This is a genomic window from Rickettsia sp. 109562A South Dakota (genome assembly GCF_055791265.1).
Window position 1 is genome coordinate 1,079,161 of the sequence record NZ_CM147703.1, and the last position, 18,825, is coordinate 1,097,985.

Genomic DNA, 18,825 nt, shown 5'->3' on the forward strand with positions numbered 1-18,825 from the left:
TAATGAAAAAGTTATATCATTATCCTATTTGTCCTCTTTCAAGACAAGCTCGTGTCTTCTTAAAAGAATTAGATATAGAATTTACTACGATTAAAGAAGATTATTGGCAATTTAATAAAGATTTCTTAAAAATAAACCCATCCGGAACTTTACCTGTTTTAGAAGAATCATCCGGCTTATTCGTAATAGGAATTTATCCTTTTGTCGAATATCTTAATAGCAAATATCCGAATTTTAATTTTTTAGATGAAGATATTGATATTTGTACCGAAATTAGACGATTATTTTTTTGGTTTAACGATAAGTTTTATCGTGAAGTTACTAAAATTATTATCGACGAAAAAGTTATAAGATCAATTGCTAAAATGAGCAGCCCGCGAACTGAGTTTTTACGTGCCGCAAAAAATAATTTAAACTATCATTTAGAATATATAACTTCTTTACTAGAAAAAAGAAGCTATATCGTATCGGATTCACTAACTATTGCCGATATTGCCGCCAGCTGTCACTTATCGGTACTCGATTATTTCGGTGAGATTTATTGGGATAAATGGACGCTTATCAAACATTGGTACTCTCTAATCAAATCAAGACCCGCTTTTAGGTTATTATTACAAGATAGAATCCCGGGTTTTACCCCTCCGAGCTATTATACAGATTTAGATTTTTGAATATATAATTTAATAATTTTATTCTTTCCGTATCATGAGCTTTTAGTATTTTACGAATATTATTAAGAGATTGATTTTTTATAAGTGCAGGATCATATTCAAGATGAACACCGCTTAGAATAATTGTTCCATTACCATATGCACATTTTATTATTGCAGACTTAGAATCCTCATAATTTGCTATTATTTCAGTATCTTTGGTATTTTCTACGTCAACAAAATATCCTCCACCGTTATAAAAAATATAACCGTCTTTTATATTTAACTTAAGTTTAGGGTTTATTTTCAAATAAGCATCTCTTGCTCCTTTATGTGAATTGTAATAATAAGGAGCAAGCAATGGTCCTCTAACTGCTCCATTGAAAATCTTTAATTCTCTTTCACCTATAACCTCTATATTTGTTCCTTTAGCAAATTCCAAATAATTACCGCTATAATAAATATTCCAAGAAAATTACCACCGTTTTTTTAAATAACTTTGTATTCTAACATTACCTTTTCCTTGTAATTTTTGGACATAATACAAGTCTCTTCCTCCGAGTAAAATAAGTAATAAAGTATTTTGAATCCACCTCCCGTCTATAATTTCTTGTGCAGAAATATATTCTACTTTATAATTTAAAGCGTAAAGTTTTAGGGTATATTCGCAATGCTTAATACTTTCTGTTGAAACTCCTAGATCATTATAAATTTTTATTTTCATTTTTATATTATTGACAAGAACATTATATAATTCTATTTAGTGTAGTTACTTAAAAATAAATTATGAGGTAATTTTATGCAACTTAATTCAATCTCACTACCTTTAATCAAAAGGCAAGCAATAGAAATAGTTTTGGGGGTGGCATTACTTGCTATTTGTTCGCAAATAATAATACCTATAAAGCCTATATTTATTTCATTGCAAACTGTTGCAGTGATGTTCATCGGACTTACATATAATAAGACTACCGCCCCTTTAACAATATTATCTTTCATAACTCTTGGAGTAATGGGAATCCCTGTGTTCGGAGAGTTTTCAAGCGGTTTACGAATATTATGTGGTCCTACCGGAGGATATCTAGCAGGTTTTTTACTTGCCGTTTATGTTATAGCTAGCTTAAAAGATAAAATTTTTACTTCTAATAAATGGTTAAATCAGATATCTTTATGTTTGATCGGTAATATAATTATTATGAGTTTTGGCTGGATGTGGCTCTCTAAATTCTTAGGAGTAAGCGGTGCATTTTACGGCGGCGTATTACCTTTTATTATACCTGGTATAATAAAATCAGTCTTATTAATTGAACTTATTAACGTAGTAAAACCAAATAAATTAGGAAGCAATAGAAATAAATAAAATGTTAATGCCACATTTTCCGGTACCGACTTGGAAAAATAACATTAAATATGATCTTGAAAATATAGCAAGACTTTTAAAAGCCTTAGGTGAACCTCATTTAAGGCTTCCTCCCATTATACATATAGCAGGTACAAACGGTAAAGGTTCAAGTGCCGCTATGCTCAAAAGCATCTTTACGCTTGCCGGTTATAAGGTACATTGCTATACATCTCCTCATTTATTAAAATTTAATGAACGAATCGTAGTAGCAGGCGAGAAAATCTCGGATAATGAATTATGGCAGGTTTGTGAGCAGGTGAGGATAGCAAGCGAAAAATTTAATATCGAACCTAGCTTTTTTGAAGGTACTACGGCAGCAGCGTTTCTAGCGTTTGCGGGTACTAAAGCCGATATATTAATTTTAGAGACTGGGCTTGGCGGACGGTTAGATGCAACAAATATAGTAGAACGACCGTTAATTACTTTAATTACACCTATTTCATATGATCATATGAATGTGCTGGGTAATACATTACCCTTAATAGCAGTTGAAAAAGCAGGTATCATGAAACGGTTCGTTCCTTGCGTTATAAGTATGCAAGCTTTGGAAGTTTATGAAACATTATTTATAAAGGCTGAAGAGCTAGAAGTGCCGAGTTTCTGTTATGAATATGATTTCAGTATTAAAAAGACGGACAACGGATTTATTTACTCATCACAAAATTTTACTTATAAATTTCCGATTCCTTCACTGCTTGGTGATCATCAATTAATAAATGCGGCAAGCGTTATTGCTTTAATAAGTTTGATAAATAAACAATTTAATATCAGCAACAAAATTATCTCTAAAGGACTGCAAAATACTGTTTGGTCTGCAAGAATCGAAAAAATAGAACCGAAAAAATATTCTAAATTAATAGGTGATAATGTTCAAATTTGGGTAGACGGAGCCCATAATAATAGTGGAGCACAGGTTCTAGCTAGTTGGATTCGCGATAATTTAAAATCGCCGATATATTTAATACTCGGTATGACTAAAAATAGAAATATCGAAGAATTTTGTTCTTACTTTAGGGGTTTGACAATTAAAGGGTATGGTGTTAAAGTGCTCTCTGAACCGCTAAGCCATAGTGCAGAAATAATAAATTCCGAAGGAAAAAAGAGCGGTATTGATTTTAGTGAAAGTGATTCCATCGAAGCAGCGATTAGTGATATAAAGAAAATAAACGGCGATAATAAAGCGAATATTATAATAACCGGATCGCTTCTTTTAGCTTCCGATTTTTATAAGTTGTTGCGTGGAATATATCATACCGCGGCTTGACCGCTGTATCTAAAAAAGACAACTCAAAAGATACCGCGGTCAAGCCGCGGTATGACCCAGTATAAAAACTAACATAGGAGAAAATAAATATGGTTTATTGCGACAAATCTAATCAAACTTCATATCCTTTTATATTGCCTGATTTACCTTATGATAAAGAGAGTTTTAAACCGCATTTTACTCACGAGACTTTTGATTATCATCATGGTAAACATCATAATGCATACGTACAAAATCTAAATAATTTACTCAAAGATAAAGAAGAATTACAAAAAAAAGATTTAGAAGAAATAATAGAATGGTCTCAAAACTCAAATGCAGCTATTTTTAATAACGCAGCCCAAGTATGGAATCACACCTTTTTTTGGCATTCAATAAAGCCGCAGGGCGGAGGTAAGCCAAGCGGTAAAATATTCGAACAAATTAATAAAGATTTCGGTAGTTTTGAAGAATTTTGTGAGCAATTTAAGCAAGATGCAGTAGGACAGTTCGGTAGCGGCTGGGCATGGCTTGTATATCACGATAATAGGTTACAAATTATAAAAACTGCTAATGCCGGCACGCCTATAGCAAACGGTATGAAGCCGCTTCTCGCATGTGATGTTTGGGAACATGCTTATTATATTGATTATCGTAATAAACGACCTGATTATGTTGACATATTTATTAAACATATGATTAACTGGAAGTTTGTAGAAGATAACTTAATAAAATAATCTTATGGCTGAAAAGATAATAAAAAATCCTATTATCAATAATCTAAAAAAAGAATTAAAAACTCCTGTAGTTAATGAGAAACCTGATATATTAGAAAGGTTAGAGGAACTAAACACAATTCAGAAAGATCTTATTGTTAACAATCAAATAAAAACATTACAGGAGTTAGAGCAAGCACAGAAAAATCCTATCGAATATATAGCTTTTAGTGGAGGGGGAGCTAAGGGCACAATATATTCCGGAGCTTATGAGGCAGCAAAAAAAGCCGGTATTTTGGATAATGTCAAGGCGGTAGCAGGTTCTTCCGCAGGTGCTATAACGGCAGCAGTGGTAGCGCTTGGGACACCGCCTGAGCGATTTGAAGAAATTTCTAAAAATACAAATTTACAAACATTACTTGGGAAGAAAGGATTTTCTGCCGGTATAGTACAGTTAAATAAAGACGGTAAACCTTTATATGATCTATTAGAACTTGTTATTAAAGAAAATATAGGAAATTTTTTACAGAGATCAGATATAGTAAATGTTAAAGGTGATGAAGCTCTTGATGAATTAAGAGAAAGATACAACCAAAAAGACGGTAAAATATACTTTAAGGATATAGCACTACTCCGAAAATACGATCCCGTGCAGTATAAGGATTTAGTAATTACGGCAACTCAGCAAGATACAGGCGAGCTAACTATTTTCAATAGCTTTGATACGCCTAATGTTGAAATCGCTTTAGCATGCCGTGCTTCTGCTTCTATACCTCTCGTTTTTGAACCGGTAGAAATTAACGGTAAGAAATATGTTGACGGTGGGTATTTAGACAATATACCTACAAAATATTTTAAAGATAATGAACCGGAATTTGAAGCAAAAGAAGTCACTGATGATATGGAGGAGATTACCTTAGCTAAAAAGCAAGGTAGGACTCTAGCTATGGCTTTTGGTAGCGGAATGGAAGCTGACGCTAATATTGCTATATATAGTGCAAAAAAATTTGAAAATCCAAGTGAAATCGTAAAGTTTTTAGCTGACGTATTATTTAAAATGCTTGCAAAAGTAGGAGGAAAATTTAAATATACTGAAACTCTAAAAGAAACTAATGAGCAATTACGTGAAAATGCTTTAAACACTGTTGTTTTAGATACTGCCGGAATAGATACTTTGGATTTCAAAGATGCACAAAAATATTCTGATTATTTGCATATTAAAGGATATTGTCAAACTAGAGAATATTTAAATAATCATGAACTTGGAAAAGCAGCAGATAAAACATTTGAGTATCAAAATTTCCTGCTAAATGTTTATGAAGTTTATGATAATAAAAATCTACATAAAACTTTTGGCACTAAACTATTAGAGATGTTTAACTCTTCAGGAGAAAAATCTTCCTCTCAATGGCAGGATGGAGTTATCGAAAATCATGACGATAAAGCAAAAATGCTATTATCATTTTGTAAAACCGGAGCATTAAACGAAAAAGCATTACAAGAAAACCTTAAAGAATATGTAATTATTGCGGCTACTAGTCGTAATAATACATTAAAAGCCGATACAAAGTCATTAAAAGCTTTGCTGCATACATTAAATGATCCTACCGCTTCAAGTAAAGTAAAAGATAGTTTTATTGAGGTATTTGGAATAGATAAAAACAAAGATGCAAGATTTGACAAAACTAAAACCTTTGATGAAAATATTGCTAAGTTTAAGTTTACTAAACAAGATTTAGAAAGCTTTATAACTAAAAGTAAAAGCGAAGCACTAAAAATGCAAAACAAACATAGTGTAACTAGAACTCATGCAAGTAGGGGATGAGTCAGGTGTTCTTATGTCATTCCCGCCTACGCGGGAATGACATCGGTTTCAACAACATTAATTCTAAAAATGAACATAGGTAAATTTAAACTAATTGTTTTTGACGAAATAGATAGTACAAATTCTGAGGCTATGAGAATTGCTAAGAGTAACCAAGTTGATTCAAATTATGCAGTACTTGCCAAATCTCAAACCAAAGGACGAGGAAGAAGCAGTAAAAATTGGCAGTCTAGATCAGGTAACTTACATGTAAGTTTACTAATAAAACCTGATAAAGAGCTAGAATTATTAACGCAATTATCTTTTGTTACGGCACTTGCCGTTTATGATAGTATGTCATCCCGCGACTTGATCGCGGGATCCAGTAATTATATGGATACCGTGGTCAAGCCACGGGACAGTGTGAAACTAAAATGGCCCAACGATGTTTTGGTGAACGGTCGAAAAATCGCCGGTATACTTCTTGAATCCGTTAAAGTAGAGGATAATTATTACATTATCATCGGTATAGGGATTAATATTACTTATCATCCTATAGATATCGACCAGCCTACTACTAGCTTAATAAGCGAAAATCTACCGCCTATAGAGCCGCAAGCTTTACTTAAGATATTAATAGAGAATTTTGAAAAATATTATCAAATTTGGGATAATAACGGTTTTTCTTTTATTAGAGAAAAATGGTTAGAACATGCCTATAAGTTACATGAGAATATTAGCGTTAAACATCAAAATGATATAATAACCGGTCTTTTTAAAGATACCGATAATACCGGCAGAATAATATTGCAACTCCCTTCCAAAAAAATAATCTCTTTTTCCACTGCCGAACTTTCCTTTTAGCAAAAATTTTACTAAATTTAAATTATTGGTTTAACTATTGTTAACCATTACTTAAGCTCTAAAATTAACAAGGTAATATTAATATGCCCCAAGAGAATAACAACCCAAGTTATATGTCTCAAGCATTTTTAAAAAATGCATATGAGCAATTAAACGAATTTAAAAAGCTTTCTTATGATAATATTCGTACATTAATGGAAGATTTTAATAAAATTGAAAAAACTTTTAAATGTGCATTATTTACCGGTAATAATAACACATTTGAAGGTTTAATAGAACTATATGACGAAGTAATAAAAAAAATACCTAATTATGAACTTCAAAATATAAGTATAAAACAATTTAGAGATATTATGGTTTTAGTAGGAAGAGAACTTGAGAATGAAAAATGTACAAATACTTTCTTATTATCAAATATTAATGAAAAATTTTTCAAACCAAGTGTTGTTGCTCACGTAGAAGCTATTAAAATATGTCAACAGCAAAATAGTACAAATCCTTTCGCAATTATAGAGGATAAAATTATTGAAAATTTTAATCTCACTCTTAATAACCTCCCATGTATATATACCAATAAACTATTCAGAGCTTGTATCCTCACCTATAGACGAATATGAGGTTGAAATAATAACCTCAGAAGATAGTTCGTGTATTATATTATAGGGATATAAAATATGAAAAAAACTACTTATGATGAAGAAATCATAGACAATGAAAAAAACAATCATTATTTGAAAAGATGATGCTAACAGCTTATAATACTCCAAAGACATTATTAACTCCTCAGTATATATACAATAAAGGGGTAGATTTATATTCCAATGCTATAATCTTATATCAAGATAAAAAAGTAATTAATGATGCAATACAAAAAAATTTATTCAGTCTATAAAATATTTACAAGCAGCAATGATACTTGGAAAATTAGAGGCTTGTTTTTTGGTTAATGATTTCTATCATAAAGATTACCTTAACCTTGCAATATCTCAAGTTGGTCATTTAGTAAGTATCATTGGTTATATGTTATCAAATGTAACAATTCCGGAAATTCGTGAATTATCTAAACATGAAACACTTGAAATTAAAAATTTGGCATTAGAAAAAGTACAGTTTATCAATAAAACTCAAAATGAATGGAATAATCCTGAAATTTCTTACTTTCGTAAAGAAACTTCCTACTTGAAGCCATTAATAGAAAAATTTAATAGTGGCTTACCGGAAAATTACAAGCTTATTAGTGGAAATAGAGCCTGTAAAGAACTTAATAAGGAAGTCGATGATTTTTCTATGATTGAATTAACGGAATTCCATAAAGACGAAAATAATACAGAAGTAATGGGTAATCCCAAAGAGTAACGATGTTCAAACTTGTTGCTTTGAATTATAAAAAACTTTTATCCACAATATCTTTAAAATAAAGGAATAAAAATAATGATAAAAAGGAAAAATAAAAAAATAGAAAAGACACTACTAACTTCTTCTGAAGTGTTACAAGCAGCATTAGCAGATTATTTACAAAATGTTGAAATGCCTCTTACAAATTCGGGAAACAATACCCTAATAATAACAGACGATAATATAGATATCGTAGTTGAATTGCACAAAAAGTTAAAAGAGGCGTTAATTTGCGGTCAAGGAGATGCAGCTTACTAGCGGGGTCCAGTAATTTTTTTCTAGATACCGTGGTCAAGCCGGACTGTTGAAAAAGTCATCAAGGTTGCAAATATTTTTTATTTTTAGTAGCAATAGATAAAAAACCAAAAAATAATTTTAAGTATCCGTTTGAAATTTTGCACTATTGCAATCATGAAGACTTGAATCTGTGTTTTTTGTATACTTCTAAATTGTGCTCTTCGTAAGCCATGATTATCTTTAGCTTCAGCAAAGATGCCTTCTATTTTCCATTTGCTCTCAATTAGTTTTTGCTTAAAATCAATGCTGTTCTGTCTTGCTTTTACTTCATCTATTTCATCCTGATAAGGATTACGGTATATAAATCTTGCTCTATTACTATAATTATCAGAAATACAACGTTGTCTTAATAGACAATTTTTACAATGTCCACCCGTAATACGATAACGCTTTATTCGTTTTTATCTAATTTTGTATAAGGATAAAGGTAATGTCCTTCAGGACATTTATACCTATCGTTCTTTCTGTCATATTTAAATTCACCTCTACTTATTTTTCCTTCACCAAGATTGTCTACGTGTAAAGGTATATAAGTAGTAATTCCTAGCAACTGAAAGTATCTATAAGTTGGACCTCTACCGTAACCTTTATTTGCTATCCATTCTTTTATTTTAAAAGAAAAATTATTTAATATATAACAAACCCTATTTGGCAGTATAACACACTCATGTTGTGATCCTGTACTTACATAACAATCTACTATAATACGCGTACCGCTATCAATCGAGTAATGTGTTTTATAACATAGCTTTTTATAGCCACTAGTTCTTGATACAAGACTACAATTAGGATCTGTTTTGCTTACATGAGGTTGGTTAGATATTTTTCTTACTTTTTTCCCTTCTCTAAAATCATGATAACGACGTTCATATATTTTTAATTCTCGTTTTTGTGTATCATCTTTATCATTTCTTAATATCATACTATCTATAGATGCATACGCTTCAACTAAAGATGCATCTGAAATAATGGTTTCTCCTTTTAAAATACCTAATTTATACCATCGCTTAATTAAGCTTTCAAATATCTGTTGAAATAGCTCTACTCCATATCTATCTCTTATTCTACTTAATGATGAATGATCGGGTACCTTATCATCCAAACCTAAATCACAAAACCATCTATATGCTACATTCAGATGAATTTCTTTACATAATCTTCTATTTGACCTTATACCATATAAGTAAGATATTATTTTCATCCTGAAAAATAATACAGGATCAATTAATGGACGTCCGTTGTTAGCACAATAATATTTTTTGGTTATTCCATAGATAAAAGAAAAATCTAATGCTTTATTTTCATGAATCCTTACTAATAAATGATCATTGGGTATCATTTGCCTTAAGCTAATACTACCACTCATTACATCTTGATCAGCTTTATAACCATGCATCTTTATACCTTTATTTAAGCATAAAAATACATCTTATTTCTTAACTTAACTGCATTCCGCTCCTTCTTATCACTTTTTCAACAGTCCGAAGCCACGGTATGACACTGAGGGTTACAGTATGTTCAAAAAAAACAGTTTTCAAATCATAAAAATATTCCCGCAAGAAGTGTGGAGTTTAGAGCAGGTAAAAAATTATATGCGGGTGGAGGCTAATTATGATGATGATTTAATAGTCGGATTAATTGATGCCGCCATAACTGCGGCAGAGAATTTTACTAAACTACATTTTATATCAAAACAAATAAAATTTATTTGTAATATTACAGGAAAAAGAGAGTTTTTATTAAAATATAAACCATTACTAAAAATAATAAAAATAAAGAAAAAATTTAAAGACCAAGAAAATGATTTAGCGGCAGATGATTATATGATTGATCAAAATATTTTAATTTTAAATAAAGCATTAAGTAATGAAGAGCTGACAATAGAATATATAAGAGGTTACGATAAAGGTAATATTGCTATAAAACACGGAATAATGCTACATATTGCCGAGATGTATGATCGTCAAGCCACGAATTGTATCGGTCTTTCCAAAGAGGTAAAAATTTATACCTACCTTATCGAAAGGTACAAATTTGAGGTAAAAACATGCAAAAAAACATTCGTAAAAAATTTCGGGCATCAAATTAAGTTTTTAGAAAATATAGCAGGAGAGGGTATGGAGGAAGATAGATGGGTAGAGAAATGTACCACTTATGCCGAAATTAAACCGTTATGCGACAGCAAATTTCTTACTTTAGAAAATATAAGCTTTGGACATATAATAACAGAAGGATATTTTTTATTTAGAGTGATATTTATTAAAAATATCACTACTAAAATGCGTATTTTATTTAAAGAACGGGAATTTGAAATTAAACGAATCATTAACGTTGAAGAAAAAAGTAAATTTTTAAATATAATAGCGTTGGAAATATATGTATCATGATTTTATCTATAATTTTCAATTAAGTTTGTATAAATTACTTATAAACGATAATGAAATAAAAACTAAAATTAATAAAATATATTTTTCCGTTGTTCAAGATGCGAAATGTCCATTTTTACTTGTCAATATATTAAATGTTAATAATATATCGACTAATGTACAAAATATAATGCAGCTGGCATTTGAAATATGTATTTTTACTAATGATAAAAATCGTAATATGGCACTAAGTCTTGCTAGTAAAATAAGCGATAAAATAGAGCATCACTCATTTGAAAATGTTGCAGGTATAAAAGCAAATAAAATAGAATTTCAAACTAGTAAAGACTTAGTCAGTACAAAACTGGTAATAAATTACCAAACATTACTAAAACAAAAAATAAGGTTATAAATATGCACGTAATTGAAGGATTAGATATAAGTAGTTTATTAAGGTCTAGAAATAAATTTGAAGAATTTCGTAAACATTTAGATACCGAGCAGAATAAAACAGGTAGTATTCAGGCTTTTGAATTTTGTTATGAAGTTGCTTGGAAAATGATGAAACGTTTTTGTGAAAAAGGCGGTAAGTCCCCATATACTTTAAAGGAAATATTTCGAGAAGCTGCAGTTATCGGTTTAATTTCTGATCCTAGCATATGGTTTAAGTTTGTAGAAATAAGAGAATTTGCATTTCACACATATGAGGAAGAAAAGGCTGAAAAAGTTATAGCAATTTTTCTTCTCTGATGCTGTGGGTGAACTTGTAGAGAATTTGGAGAAGCGTAAAGCGCTGATTCTTTAATGTCATTCCCGCGAAAGCGGGAATCCAGTATTTAAATGGTGCAAATATCCTGAATTTTTAAGAGTAAAAGCTCAAATAATTTCGCTTTATTCTGGATTCCTGCTTTCGCAGGAATGACATAACACACATAACTTTAGGTATCTTATGAATTTTCATGATATACGTATGCCGGAATTTATTGAAAGTTTTGCGGTCGGGAAGCCGGAATTTTCTACTTCTCACGCTATAACTAAATCGGGTAGAGAAGCAAGGCATTTAGATCGCACTAATAGCTGTCAAAAATATTTAATAAAAAATGCAAGGTTAAGCAGTACAGAATTTGAGCAATTTAATAGCTTTTTTAAAGCTAGAAGAGGAAGTAACTTTGCTTTTAGATTCAGGAATTATGCTGATTATAAAGGAATTAGCGAAGTTATTGCTAAAGGTGACGGTAATTTAAATAAATTTCAGCTAAAGAAGATATATAGCGATGCTATTGCTCCTTACGAACGAGTAATTACTAAACCTGTTAATAATAGTCCTTACGTTATATATTAATAACGTAAGGACTATGGGTATAGTCGATTACAACGACGGTGCTATAACATTACCGAATCCTTTAGGTCAAGATGTAACTTTAACTGCTGATTTTGTTTTTGATATAGCTGTTAGGTTGAGCGTAGACAGTTTTGAAGATTCTTATTGTAATGACGGTTCTATAGAATTATCTGACATAGAGTTAGTAGAGGTAGTAGTATGAGTATTGCCCTTAAAGAAGTAATTACAAAGTTAGAGAATTTTGTTTATTGTTTTCAAATTAAATTAGCTAGCGGTGAGGAATTAAACTTAACAAATAGTGATCATACTATAAAAAGTGAAGAGATAGTTTTTGTACCGAATTCCGGTTTAGATTTAAAAGAAGCGGAATTTAACGATTCCGCACAAAATCATATAATCATTGAGGGTATTTTTGAAGAAAAAGGCATTAGATCTGATATGAATTTAAATAATGCTATTGTTAAAATAATAATATATACTAACGGTGTTTTTGAGCATTTTGTTACATATTATTGCACTTTATATACAAAATACGATTTAAGCTTTTAAATACATTTAAAACCCGAAACGGTAAAATATAATCAGACTGTAATTAATTGATATAGTAAAACATGTAGAGCAGTTTTCGGAGATAATAAATGCAATATAGATAAAGGTTTATATAGCGGAATATATAAGGTTAAAGAAATGTTCAAGGAAAGTGTAAGAATACTAGATTTAGATAAAGAAAACAGCTATTATAACGGCGGTCAAATCATATTCGGCGAGAATCGTTTTAGCAGTAAAGTTCTAAGTAATTTCGGTGATTTGATTATATTACAGGATATTATACTGGACTCGGTTAAAGATGCCGAGGAAGTAAAAATTACTGCCGGATGCGATAAAAATTTTATAACCTGTTGCAATAAGTTTAATAATGCTATAAATTTTAGAGGGCGAACCGCTAATACCCGAAAAAGATTTTATAAATTGAGTATAATCAATGAAAAAAAATTTTATAAAACTAGTATATGCAGAGCTAAAGAATATAACAAATATGAAAAACTCTAAACAACAGCAAAAAAAAGAAACGCAATTAATTGATTATTTTAAAATAGTTGAAAGTAATATATTATATACATTTCAAAAAATAAAAAAGGAATATGAAAGAGACTAAACGTTTTTTTAACAAGAATAATAGATTAAATAAAGGTTATGCTAAGACTTTTAGTGTAAACGAGCCCGATAATAATTTTGACCGTAAAAAATTTGAACATATATTACCGCCAATTGATTTAATCAGTGAGTATGAGCATATTTATCCTGGTACTTTACAGGAATTAATACATATGGCACAAAAAGAACAAGCTCATAAGCATGCTATAGATCTAAAAAACTTGAAAATGCAGGAAAGAGTCGCTAAATTAACACGAATCTGTTTATTAATATTTGGAATTTGCCTCGTAGTTTCAATATTTTTTTAAAACTTTCTATATAAAATTAAAGATGAAATATTTTATTTACTTGTAATTTTAAATAAAATAAGTTAAATGCAATGTTTATAAATAAATATAACACGGAGAAGTTTTATTTCTAAAAATAATTTTCCTAAGGCTAATAGAGAAATCAGAGCTAGAGAAGTTCGTCTAGTAGGCGAAAACGGTGAAATGCACGGCATCATAAATATTAGAGAAGCATTAGACATGGCTGACAAAGCCGGTCTTGATTTAGTCGAAATATCACCGAATGCCGAACCTCCCGTATGTAAGATTTTAGATTTCGGTAAGTTTAAGTATGAAAGCAAAAAGCGTTTACATGAAGCACGCAAAAAGCAAAAAATCGTCGTACTTAAAGAAATGAAATTTAAACCTAATATTAGTATAGGTGATTTTGAAACTAAGCTAAGAAAAATAAAAGAGTTTTTAAAAGACGGAGATAAAGTAAAAATTTCTTTATGGTTTAAGGGGCGAGAGATTCTTCATAAAGAAGTCGGTCAAGAACTATTTAAACGTATAGAAGTAGGATTAGAGGGACTCGTTAAAATCGATCAGCATGCTAAAATGGAAGGTAAGCAGATGATAATGATAGTTAGCCCTGATATTAAGGTGTAATAGATACTCGCGTCGTCATTGCGAGGAAATTATGGTGTTGTTGCATAGATCAATTCTACCCCTGTCATCCCGCGACTTGATCGCGGGATCTAGAAAAAAATAGACAAATACTAATTGTGGGTTGTATTACTGGACCACGTGGTCAAGCCACGGGGTGACAATAGGTTACTGGATTCCCGCCTCTGAGGGAATGACATCAATTGCCATTAAATAACAATAATAAAAAATCAAATCTAAATAAATTATGCCGATTAAAATTTTAATGCCTGCTTTATCTCCAACTATGACGGAAGGAAATCTAGCTAGGTGGTTAAAAAAAGAAGGAGATAAAGTTAATCCCGGAGAAGTAATTGCCGAAATTGAAACCGATAAAGCAACGATGGAAGTAGAAGCAGTAGACGAAGGTATACTTGCCCAAATAGTTATCCCACAAAATAGTCAAAATGTACCTGTTAACTCTTTAATTGCCGTGTTAAGCGAAGAGGGAGAAGACATAGCCGATATTGATGGGTTTATTGCAAAAAATAGTAGTGTATCACCATCACCGAAAGCAGATGCTAATCTTCCAAAATCCACTGAGAATATAGCTGTGCAACATTCTAATATAGAAGAGCAGGTAGCAGTTACAAATCATGACAAAAGTAAATTCGCCTCACCCCTTGCGAAAAGACTTGCAAAAATTCAAAATATTAGACTTGAGAACGTAAAAGGTAGCGGTCCGCACGGTAGAATAGTCAAACAAGATATTTTATCATATACTCCTAGCACTGTTCATAATAAAATAGTTAGTAGCAATCCCGAAGAATATCGTTTAGTACCAAATAATAATATTCGCAAGATTATAGCTAAACGTCTACTTGAATCTAAACAAACAGTCCCGCATTTCTATTTATCGATAGAATGTAACGTTGATAAATTATTAGAGATAAGAGACGACATTAATAAATCTTTTTCTGAAGATAAATCAACAAGGATATCGGTTAATGATTTTATTATTTTAGCAGTAGCCAAAGCTTTGCAAGAAGTGCCGAATGCTAATGCTAGTTGGGGGGAAGATGCGATTAGATATTACAATAATGTCGATATTTCGGTAGCAGTAGCGATTGAGAATGGGCTTGTTACGCCGATAGTTAAAAATGCCGATCAAAAAAATATTATCGAGCTATCTCGTGAAATGAAGGAATTAATCAAGAAAGCAAAAGATAATAAATTAACCCCTGAAGAGTTTCAAGGCGGAGGGTTTACCATTTCTAACCTCGGTATGTACGGTATTAAGAATTTTAATGCTATAATAAATCCACCGCAAAGTTGTATAATGGGGGTCGGTAGCAGCTCAAAACGTGCTATAGTCAAGAATGATCAAATAAGTATAGCAACAATTATGGACGTAACTCTTTCTGCCGATCACCGAGTAGTAGACGGGGCAATCGGTGCTGAGTTCTTGGCAGCATTTAAGAAGTTTATAGAAACCCCCGCTTTGATGTTGTTATAATCAAGTCTTTGGTGTCACCCCGTGGTCAAGTCACGGGGTGACAGAGGGAAAACCGATCCATGCAACAAAGCCGACTCGATCGCGGGATTCAGTCTTTTTTAATTTTTTTATGGATACCGTGGAGGGGCCACAGTATGACACTAAGTACTTTTTTGAGTCATGCAACAATAAATATTCTCACTCTAAATAAATCACAATAATACATAAAAAATAATATGAGTTTTTCAGATAACTTAGCAAAAATTTTAGATAAATATGAAAATTTAGGCAAAAAACTATCTTCCGGTATTATGGGAGATGAATTTGTTAAAGCATCTAAAGAATATGCCGAACTTGAAGAGGTTGTAGACAAAATTAAAGGATATAATAAGGCTAAATCTGAGCTTGAAGAAACAAATAATTTTAAGCTAGAAGTAGGACTTGATAATGCCACTTTAGAAATGATTGAAGACGAAATACACACTCTTGAAAATTCGTTACCAAAACTTGAAAGAGCCGTAAAAATTGCTTTATTACCGAAAGACGAGGCGGATAGTAAAAGTGCTATTATTGAAGTTAGAGCAGGAAGCGGCGGAGAAGAAGCAGCACTTTTTGCTGCCGTACTTTTTAATATGTATCAAAGATATGCAGAGTTAAAAGGATGGCGTTTTGAGATATTAGCAATTGCAGATACAGGTATAGGCGGTTATAAAGAAGCATCGGCGTCAATAAAAGGCAAAGATGTATTCTCTAAGCTCAAATTTGAGTCAGGCGTTCATAGAGTGCAACGAATACCGGAAACTGAATCGAACGGACGCATCCATACTTCGGCTGCGACTGTTGCCGTCCTTCCTGAGGTAGAAGATGTTGATATTAAGCTTGAAGATAAGGATTTAAGAATCGATACTTATAGAGCTTCAGGGGCTGGCGGACAGCACGTTAATACTACCGATTCTGCCGTGCGTATAACCCATATCCCTACCGGTATTACCGTAGCTTTGCAAGATGAGAAGTCACAGCATAAAAATAAAGCAAAGGCGTTAAAAATTCTACGTGCTAGAATTTATGAAGCAGAACGACGTAAAAAGGAACAAGAAAGAGCCGATAGTAGACGAGGGCAGGTAGGTTCGGGAGATCGTTCGGAGCGGATACGTACTTATAATTTCCCGCAAGGAAGAGTATCCGACCACAGAATAAACTTAACGCTTTATAAAATAGACGAAATAGTTAAAAATGGGCAATTAGATGAGTTTGTTGAAGCTTTAATTGCAGATGATGAAGCTAAGAAACTTTTGGAGATATAAGTTTAGCTCGATGTCATACCGCGGGCTTGACCGCGGTATCCAGGAAAAAGCAGACAAATATTATTATATAAGTTATATTTCTGAACCCCGTGGTCAAGCCACGGTATGACAATGTAAAATGAAACCACAAGCATCTATAAACGGTAAAATCTGGCAGCAGAAACTGATTAACGAAGATATAGTCATGGAATTATGTCGGAGTTTTAAAATTAGTGATTTACTTGCTAGAATAGTATCATTAAGAGTAAAGAATCTAGAAGAAGTAGAAAATTTTTTGATACCGAAAATCAAAAATTTACTACCTGATCCTTTTCATCTACTTGATATGGCTAAAGCAGTAGATAGAACTGTTAAAGCTATTTTAAATAACCAAAAAATATGTATCTTTGCCGATTATGATGTGGACGGTGCTACTTCAGCTGCTTTACTTAAAAATATCTTTAGAGATTTAAATATAATATGTGATATTTATGTTCCCGATCGTATAGCTGAAGGATACGGTCCAACTCCTTTTGCTATGCAAAAAATTAAAGATAACGGCACTGAATTATTAATTACGGTTGATTGCGGTGCTATGGCACATGAAGCCCTAAAATATGCAAAAGACATTAGCCTTGATGTTATAGTCATCGATCATCACATAGCTACGGAAATATTACCGGATGCAGTAGCTATAGTAAATCCAAATCGTATTGATGAAAAAAGCGAATATAAACATTTGGCAGCCGTAGGAGTTGCTTTCTTATTTGCAACTGCCATATTATCGAACTTAAAGAAGCAGAATTATTTTACAAAAACTCCTCAACCTAATTTAATAAACTATTTAGATTTAGTAGCTCTCGGTACTGTTTGTGATATGGTAAAACTAACAGGGATAAATCGTGCTTTTGTAGCAAGCGGATTGAAAGTAATGCAACAAAGGCAAAACATAGGGATTAAAACATTATATGATATGGCAGGGCTTAATGAAATACCGAAATGTTATCATTTAGGTTTTATTTTAGGTCCGCGTATCAATGCGGGTGGTAGAGTAGGGAAGTCAAGTTTAGGTGCTAATCTCTTATCTACTAGCTGTTCTAATGAAGCAAGCAAATTAGCTGAAGAACTTGAAAAACATAATAATGAGCGTAAAGTAATTGAGTTATTAATGATAGAAGAAGCGATGGAAATTGCTTTGACACAACAAGATAGTAGTTTATTATTTATTGTAAAAGAAGGATGGCATCCAGGCGTTATAGGAATCGTTGCCGGTAGGCTCAAAGAAAAATTTGATAAGCCGGTAGCGGTTGTGGCTTTAAATGACGGAATTGGTAAAGCTTCATGCCGTTCTATTACAGGTATTGATTTTGGAGCTGAAATTATCAATGCTAAAACCCGGGGTTTACTAATAGCAGGAGGCGGACATGCTATGGCAGCAGGTTTTACCGTAACTGCTGAAAAATTACAAGAATTACAGGAATTTTTAAATAACGCCTTTAGAATTAGTATAAATAAGCTAGAAAATTATAAGCAAGTAGAATATGATCTTGACTTGAGCCTCAATAGTATTAATTTACCTTTAATGGAAGAATTAAGTAGTCTAGAACCTTTTGGACAAGGTAACCATGAGCCTATATTTAAATTTGATAATTTATTTGTATTAAAAGCAGATATTGTTGGAAGTAAACATATTAAAGCCTTGCTTGCTCCAAATAAACAAGGTTTTGGTAGTAAAGCTTTATCTGCTATCGCTTTTAATTCGGTAGGAACTTCGTTTGAAGAAGTGTTATTAAGTCCTAAAGCAAAAAATATTGCCGCAATAGGAACGTTAAAAACAAATAACTGGCAAGATAATTATACTATTCAATTAATTATAAAAGATATAATAACAACTTAAAAATA

Annotated in this window: 19 protein-coding genes and 4 pseudogenes; 20 read left to right on the forward strand and 3 right to left on the reverse strand. The window is 31.8% G+C overall.

Annotated elements, in window-relative coordinates; translation table 11 throughout:
- Window positions 1-2: 2 nt before the first annotated feature.
- Window positions 3-671, forward strand: coding sequence for a glutathione S-transferase family protein (locus ACIAS7_RS05950; protein WP_473198620.1), 669 nt, complete (start codon window positions 3-5; stop codon window positions 669-671).
- Here the strand turns inward: ACIAS7_RS05950 and ACIAS7_RS05955 are convergent.
- Window positions 634-1,374: pseudogene (locus tag ACIAS7_RS05955) on the reverse strand (BPL-N domain-containing protein). The gene ACIAS7_RS05950 and the pseudogene ACIAS7_RS05955 overlap by 38 nt on opposite strands.
- A gap of 75 nt (window positions 1,375-1,449) precedes the next feature.
- On the opposite strand from ACIAS7_RS05955, the gene ACIAS7_RS05960 reads away from it, so the two are divergent.
- From ACIAS7_RS05960 to ACIAS7_RS05995, 8 genes are all read left to right on the forward strand, one after another.
- Complete coding sequence (locus tag ACIAS7_RS05960) at window positions 1,450-2,010, forward strand: biotin transporter BioY (protein WP_473198621.1); 561 nt, start codon at window positions 1,450-1,452, stop codon at window positions 2,008-2,010.
- A gap of 1 nt (window position 2,011) precedes the next feature.
- Window positions 2,012-3,316 (forward strand): folylpolyglutamate synthase/dihydrofolate synthase family protein, encoded by a 1,305-nt coding sequence (locus ACIAS7_RS05965; RefSeq protein WP_473198622.1) that lies wholly within the window; start codon window positions 2,012-2,014, stop codon window positions 3,314-3,316.
- Window positions 3,317-3,405: 89 nt separating this feature from the next.
- Window positions 3,406-4,032 (forward strand): superoxide dismutase, encoded by a 627-nt coding sequence (locus ACIAS7_RS05970; protein WP_473198623.1) that lies wholly within the window; start codon window positions 3,406-3,408, stop codon window positions 4,030-4,032.
- Between the two features lie 4 nt (window positions 4,033-4,036).
- On the forward strand, window positions 4,037-5,836 hold the full coding sequence (locus ACIAS7_RS05975) for a patatin-like phospholipase family protein (RefSeq protein ID WP_473198624.1): 1,800 nt from the start codon (window positions 4,037-4,039) through the stop codon (window positions 5,834-5,836).
- A gap of 69 nt (window positions 5,837-5,905) precedes the next feature.
- Window positions 5,906-6,679 (forward strand): biotin--[acetyl-CoA-carboxylase] ligase, encoded by a 774-nt coding sequence (locus ACIAS7_RS05980; RefSeq protein WP_473199435.1) that lies wholly within the window; start codon window positions 5,906-5,908, stop codon window positions 6,677-6,679.
- 83 nt (window positions 6,680-6,762) lie between these two features.
- The gene (locus tag ACIAS7_RS05985; RefSeq protein WP_473198625.1) at window positions 6,763-7,296 is read left to right on the forward strand and encodes a hypothetical protein; all 534 of its coding nucleotides are present in this window, start codon (window positions 6,763-6,765) and stop codon (window positions 7,294-7,296) included.
- A 292-nt stretch (window positions 7,297-7,588) separates the two neighbouring features.
- Entirely contained in the window at window positions 7,589-8,035 is a 447-nt protein-coding gene (locus ACIAS7_RS05990; RefSeq protein WP_473198626.1) for a hypothetical protein, read from the forward strand.
- 75 nt (window positions 8,036-8,110) lie between these two features.
- Entirely contained in the window at window positions 8,111-8,332 is a 222-nt protein-coding gene (locus ACIAS7_RS05995; RefSeq protein ID WP_473198627.1) for a hypothetical protein, read from the forward strand.
- Window positions 8,333-8,415: 83 nt separating this feature from the next.
- Here ACIAS7_RS05995 and ACIAS7_RS06000 read toward each other — a convergent pair whose 3' ends face one another.
- Window positions 8,416-8,766: a transposase gene (locus ACIAS7_RS06000; RefSeq protein ID WP_473199382.1), complete on the reverse strand. Its 351-nt coding sequence runs from the start codon at window positions 8,764-8,766 to the stop codon at window positions 8,416-8,418.
- Window positions 8,763-9,767 (reverse strand): transposase, encoded by a 1,005-nt coding sequence (locus tag ACIAS7_RS06005; RefSeq protein WP_473198628.1) that lies wholly within the window; start codon window positions 9,765-9,767, stop codon window positions 8,763-8,765. The genes ACIAS7_RS06000 and ACIAS7_RS06005 overlap by 4 nt, the downstream gene beginning before the upstream one ends.
- A gap of 118 nt (window positions 9,768-9,885) precedes the next feature.
- Here ACIAS7_RS06005 and ACIAS7_RS06010 point away from each other — a divergent pair, with 118 nt between their 5' ends.
- The 11 genes and pseudogenes from ACIAS7_RS06010 (at window position 9,886) to recJ (ending at window position 18,820) form a co-directional block, all read left to right on the forward strand.
- Window positions 9,886-10,758: a head-tail connector protein gene (locus ACIAS7_RS06010; RefSeq protein ID WP_473198629.1), complete on the forward strand. Its 873-nt coding sequence runs from the start codon at window positions 9,886-9,888 to the stop codon at window positions 10,756-10,758.
- Window positions 10,748-11,149: a hypothetical protein gene (locus ACIAS7_RS06015; protein WP_473198630.1), complete on the forward strand. Its 402-nt coding sequence runs from the start codon at window positions 10,748-10,750 to the stop codon at window positions 11,147-11,149. The genes ACIAS7_RS06010 and ACIAS7_RS06015 overlap by 11 nt, the downstream gene beginning before the upstream one ends.
- 2 nt (window positions 11,150-11,151) lie before the next feature.
- Window positions 11,152-11,487, forward strand: coding sequence for an HI0074 family nucleotidyltransferase substrate-binding subunit (locus tag ACIAS7_RS06020; protein WP_473198631.1), 336 nt, complete (start codon window positions 11,152-11,154; stop codon window positions 11,485-11,487).
- Between the two features lie 199 nt (window positions 11,488-11,686).
- Window positions 11,687-12,281, forward strand: a pseudogene (locus ACIAS7_RS06025) (phage distal tail protein, Rcc01695 family).
- Window positions 12,278-12,505: pseudogene (locus ACIAS7_RS06030) on the forward strand (hypothetical protein); the annotation flags it as partial. The pseudogenes ACIAS7_RS06025 and ACIAS7_RS06030, both read left to right, overlap by 4 nt.
- 261 nt (window positions 12,506-12,766) lie before the next feature.
- Window positions 12,767-13,052 (forward strand): annotated as a pseudogene (locus ACIAS7_RS06035) (phage BR0599 family protein).
- 169 nt (window positions 13,053-13,221) lie between these two features.
- Window positions 13,222-13,542, forward strand: a complete 321-nt coding sequence (locus ACIAS7_RS06040) for a DUF2335 domain-containing protein (protein ID WP_473198632.1) — start codon at window positions 13,222-13,224, stop codon at window positions 13,540-13,542.
- Window positions 13,543-13,683: 141 nt separating this feature from the next.
- On the forward strand, window positions 13,684-14,169 hold the full coding sequence (infC, locus tag ACIAS7_RS06045; protein ID WP_473199436.1) for a translation initiation factor IF-3: 486 nt from the start codon (window positions 13,684-13,686) through the stop codon (window positions 14,167-14,169).
- A 244-nt stretch (window positions 14,170-14,413) separates the two neighbouring features.
- A complete protein-coding gene (locus ACIAS7_RS06050; RefSeq protein WP_473198633.1) occupies window positions 14,414-15,661 on the forward strand; it encodes a pyruvate dehydrogenase complex dihydrolipoamide acetyltransferase in 1,248 nt (415 codons plus the stop codon).
- Between the two features lie 215 nt (window positions 15,662-15,876).
- Window positions 15,877-16,944: a peptide chain release factor 1 gene (prfA, locus tag ACIAS7_RS06055; protein WP_473198634.1), complete on the forward strand. Its 1,068-nt coding sequence runs from the start codon at window positions 15,877-15,879 to the stop codon at window positions 16,942-16,944.
- Between the two features lie 118 nt (window positions 16,945-17,062).
- Complete coding sequence (gene recJ, locus ACIAS7_RS06060; RefSeq protein WP_473198635.1) at window positions 17,063-18,820, forward strand: single-stranded-DNA-specific exonuclease RecJ; 1,758 nt, start codon at window positions 17,063-17,065, stop codon at window positions 18,818-18,820.
- The last annotated feature ends 5 nt before the right edge of the window (window positions 18,821-18,825 follow it).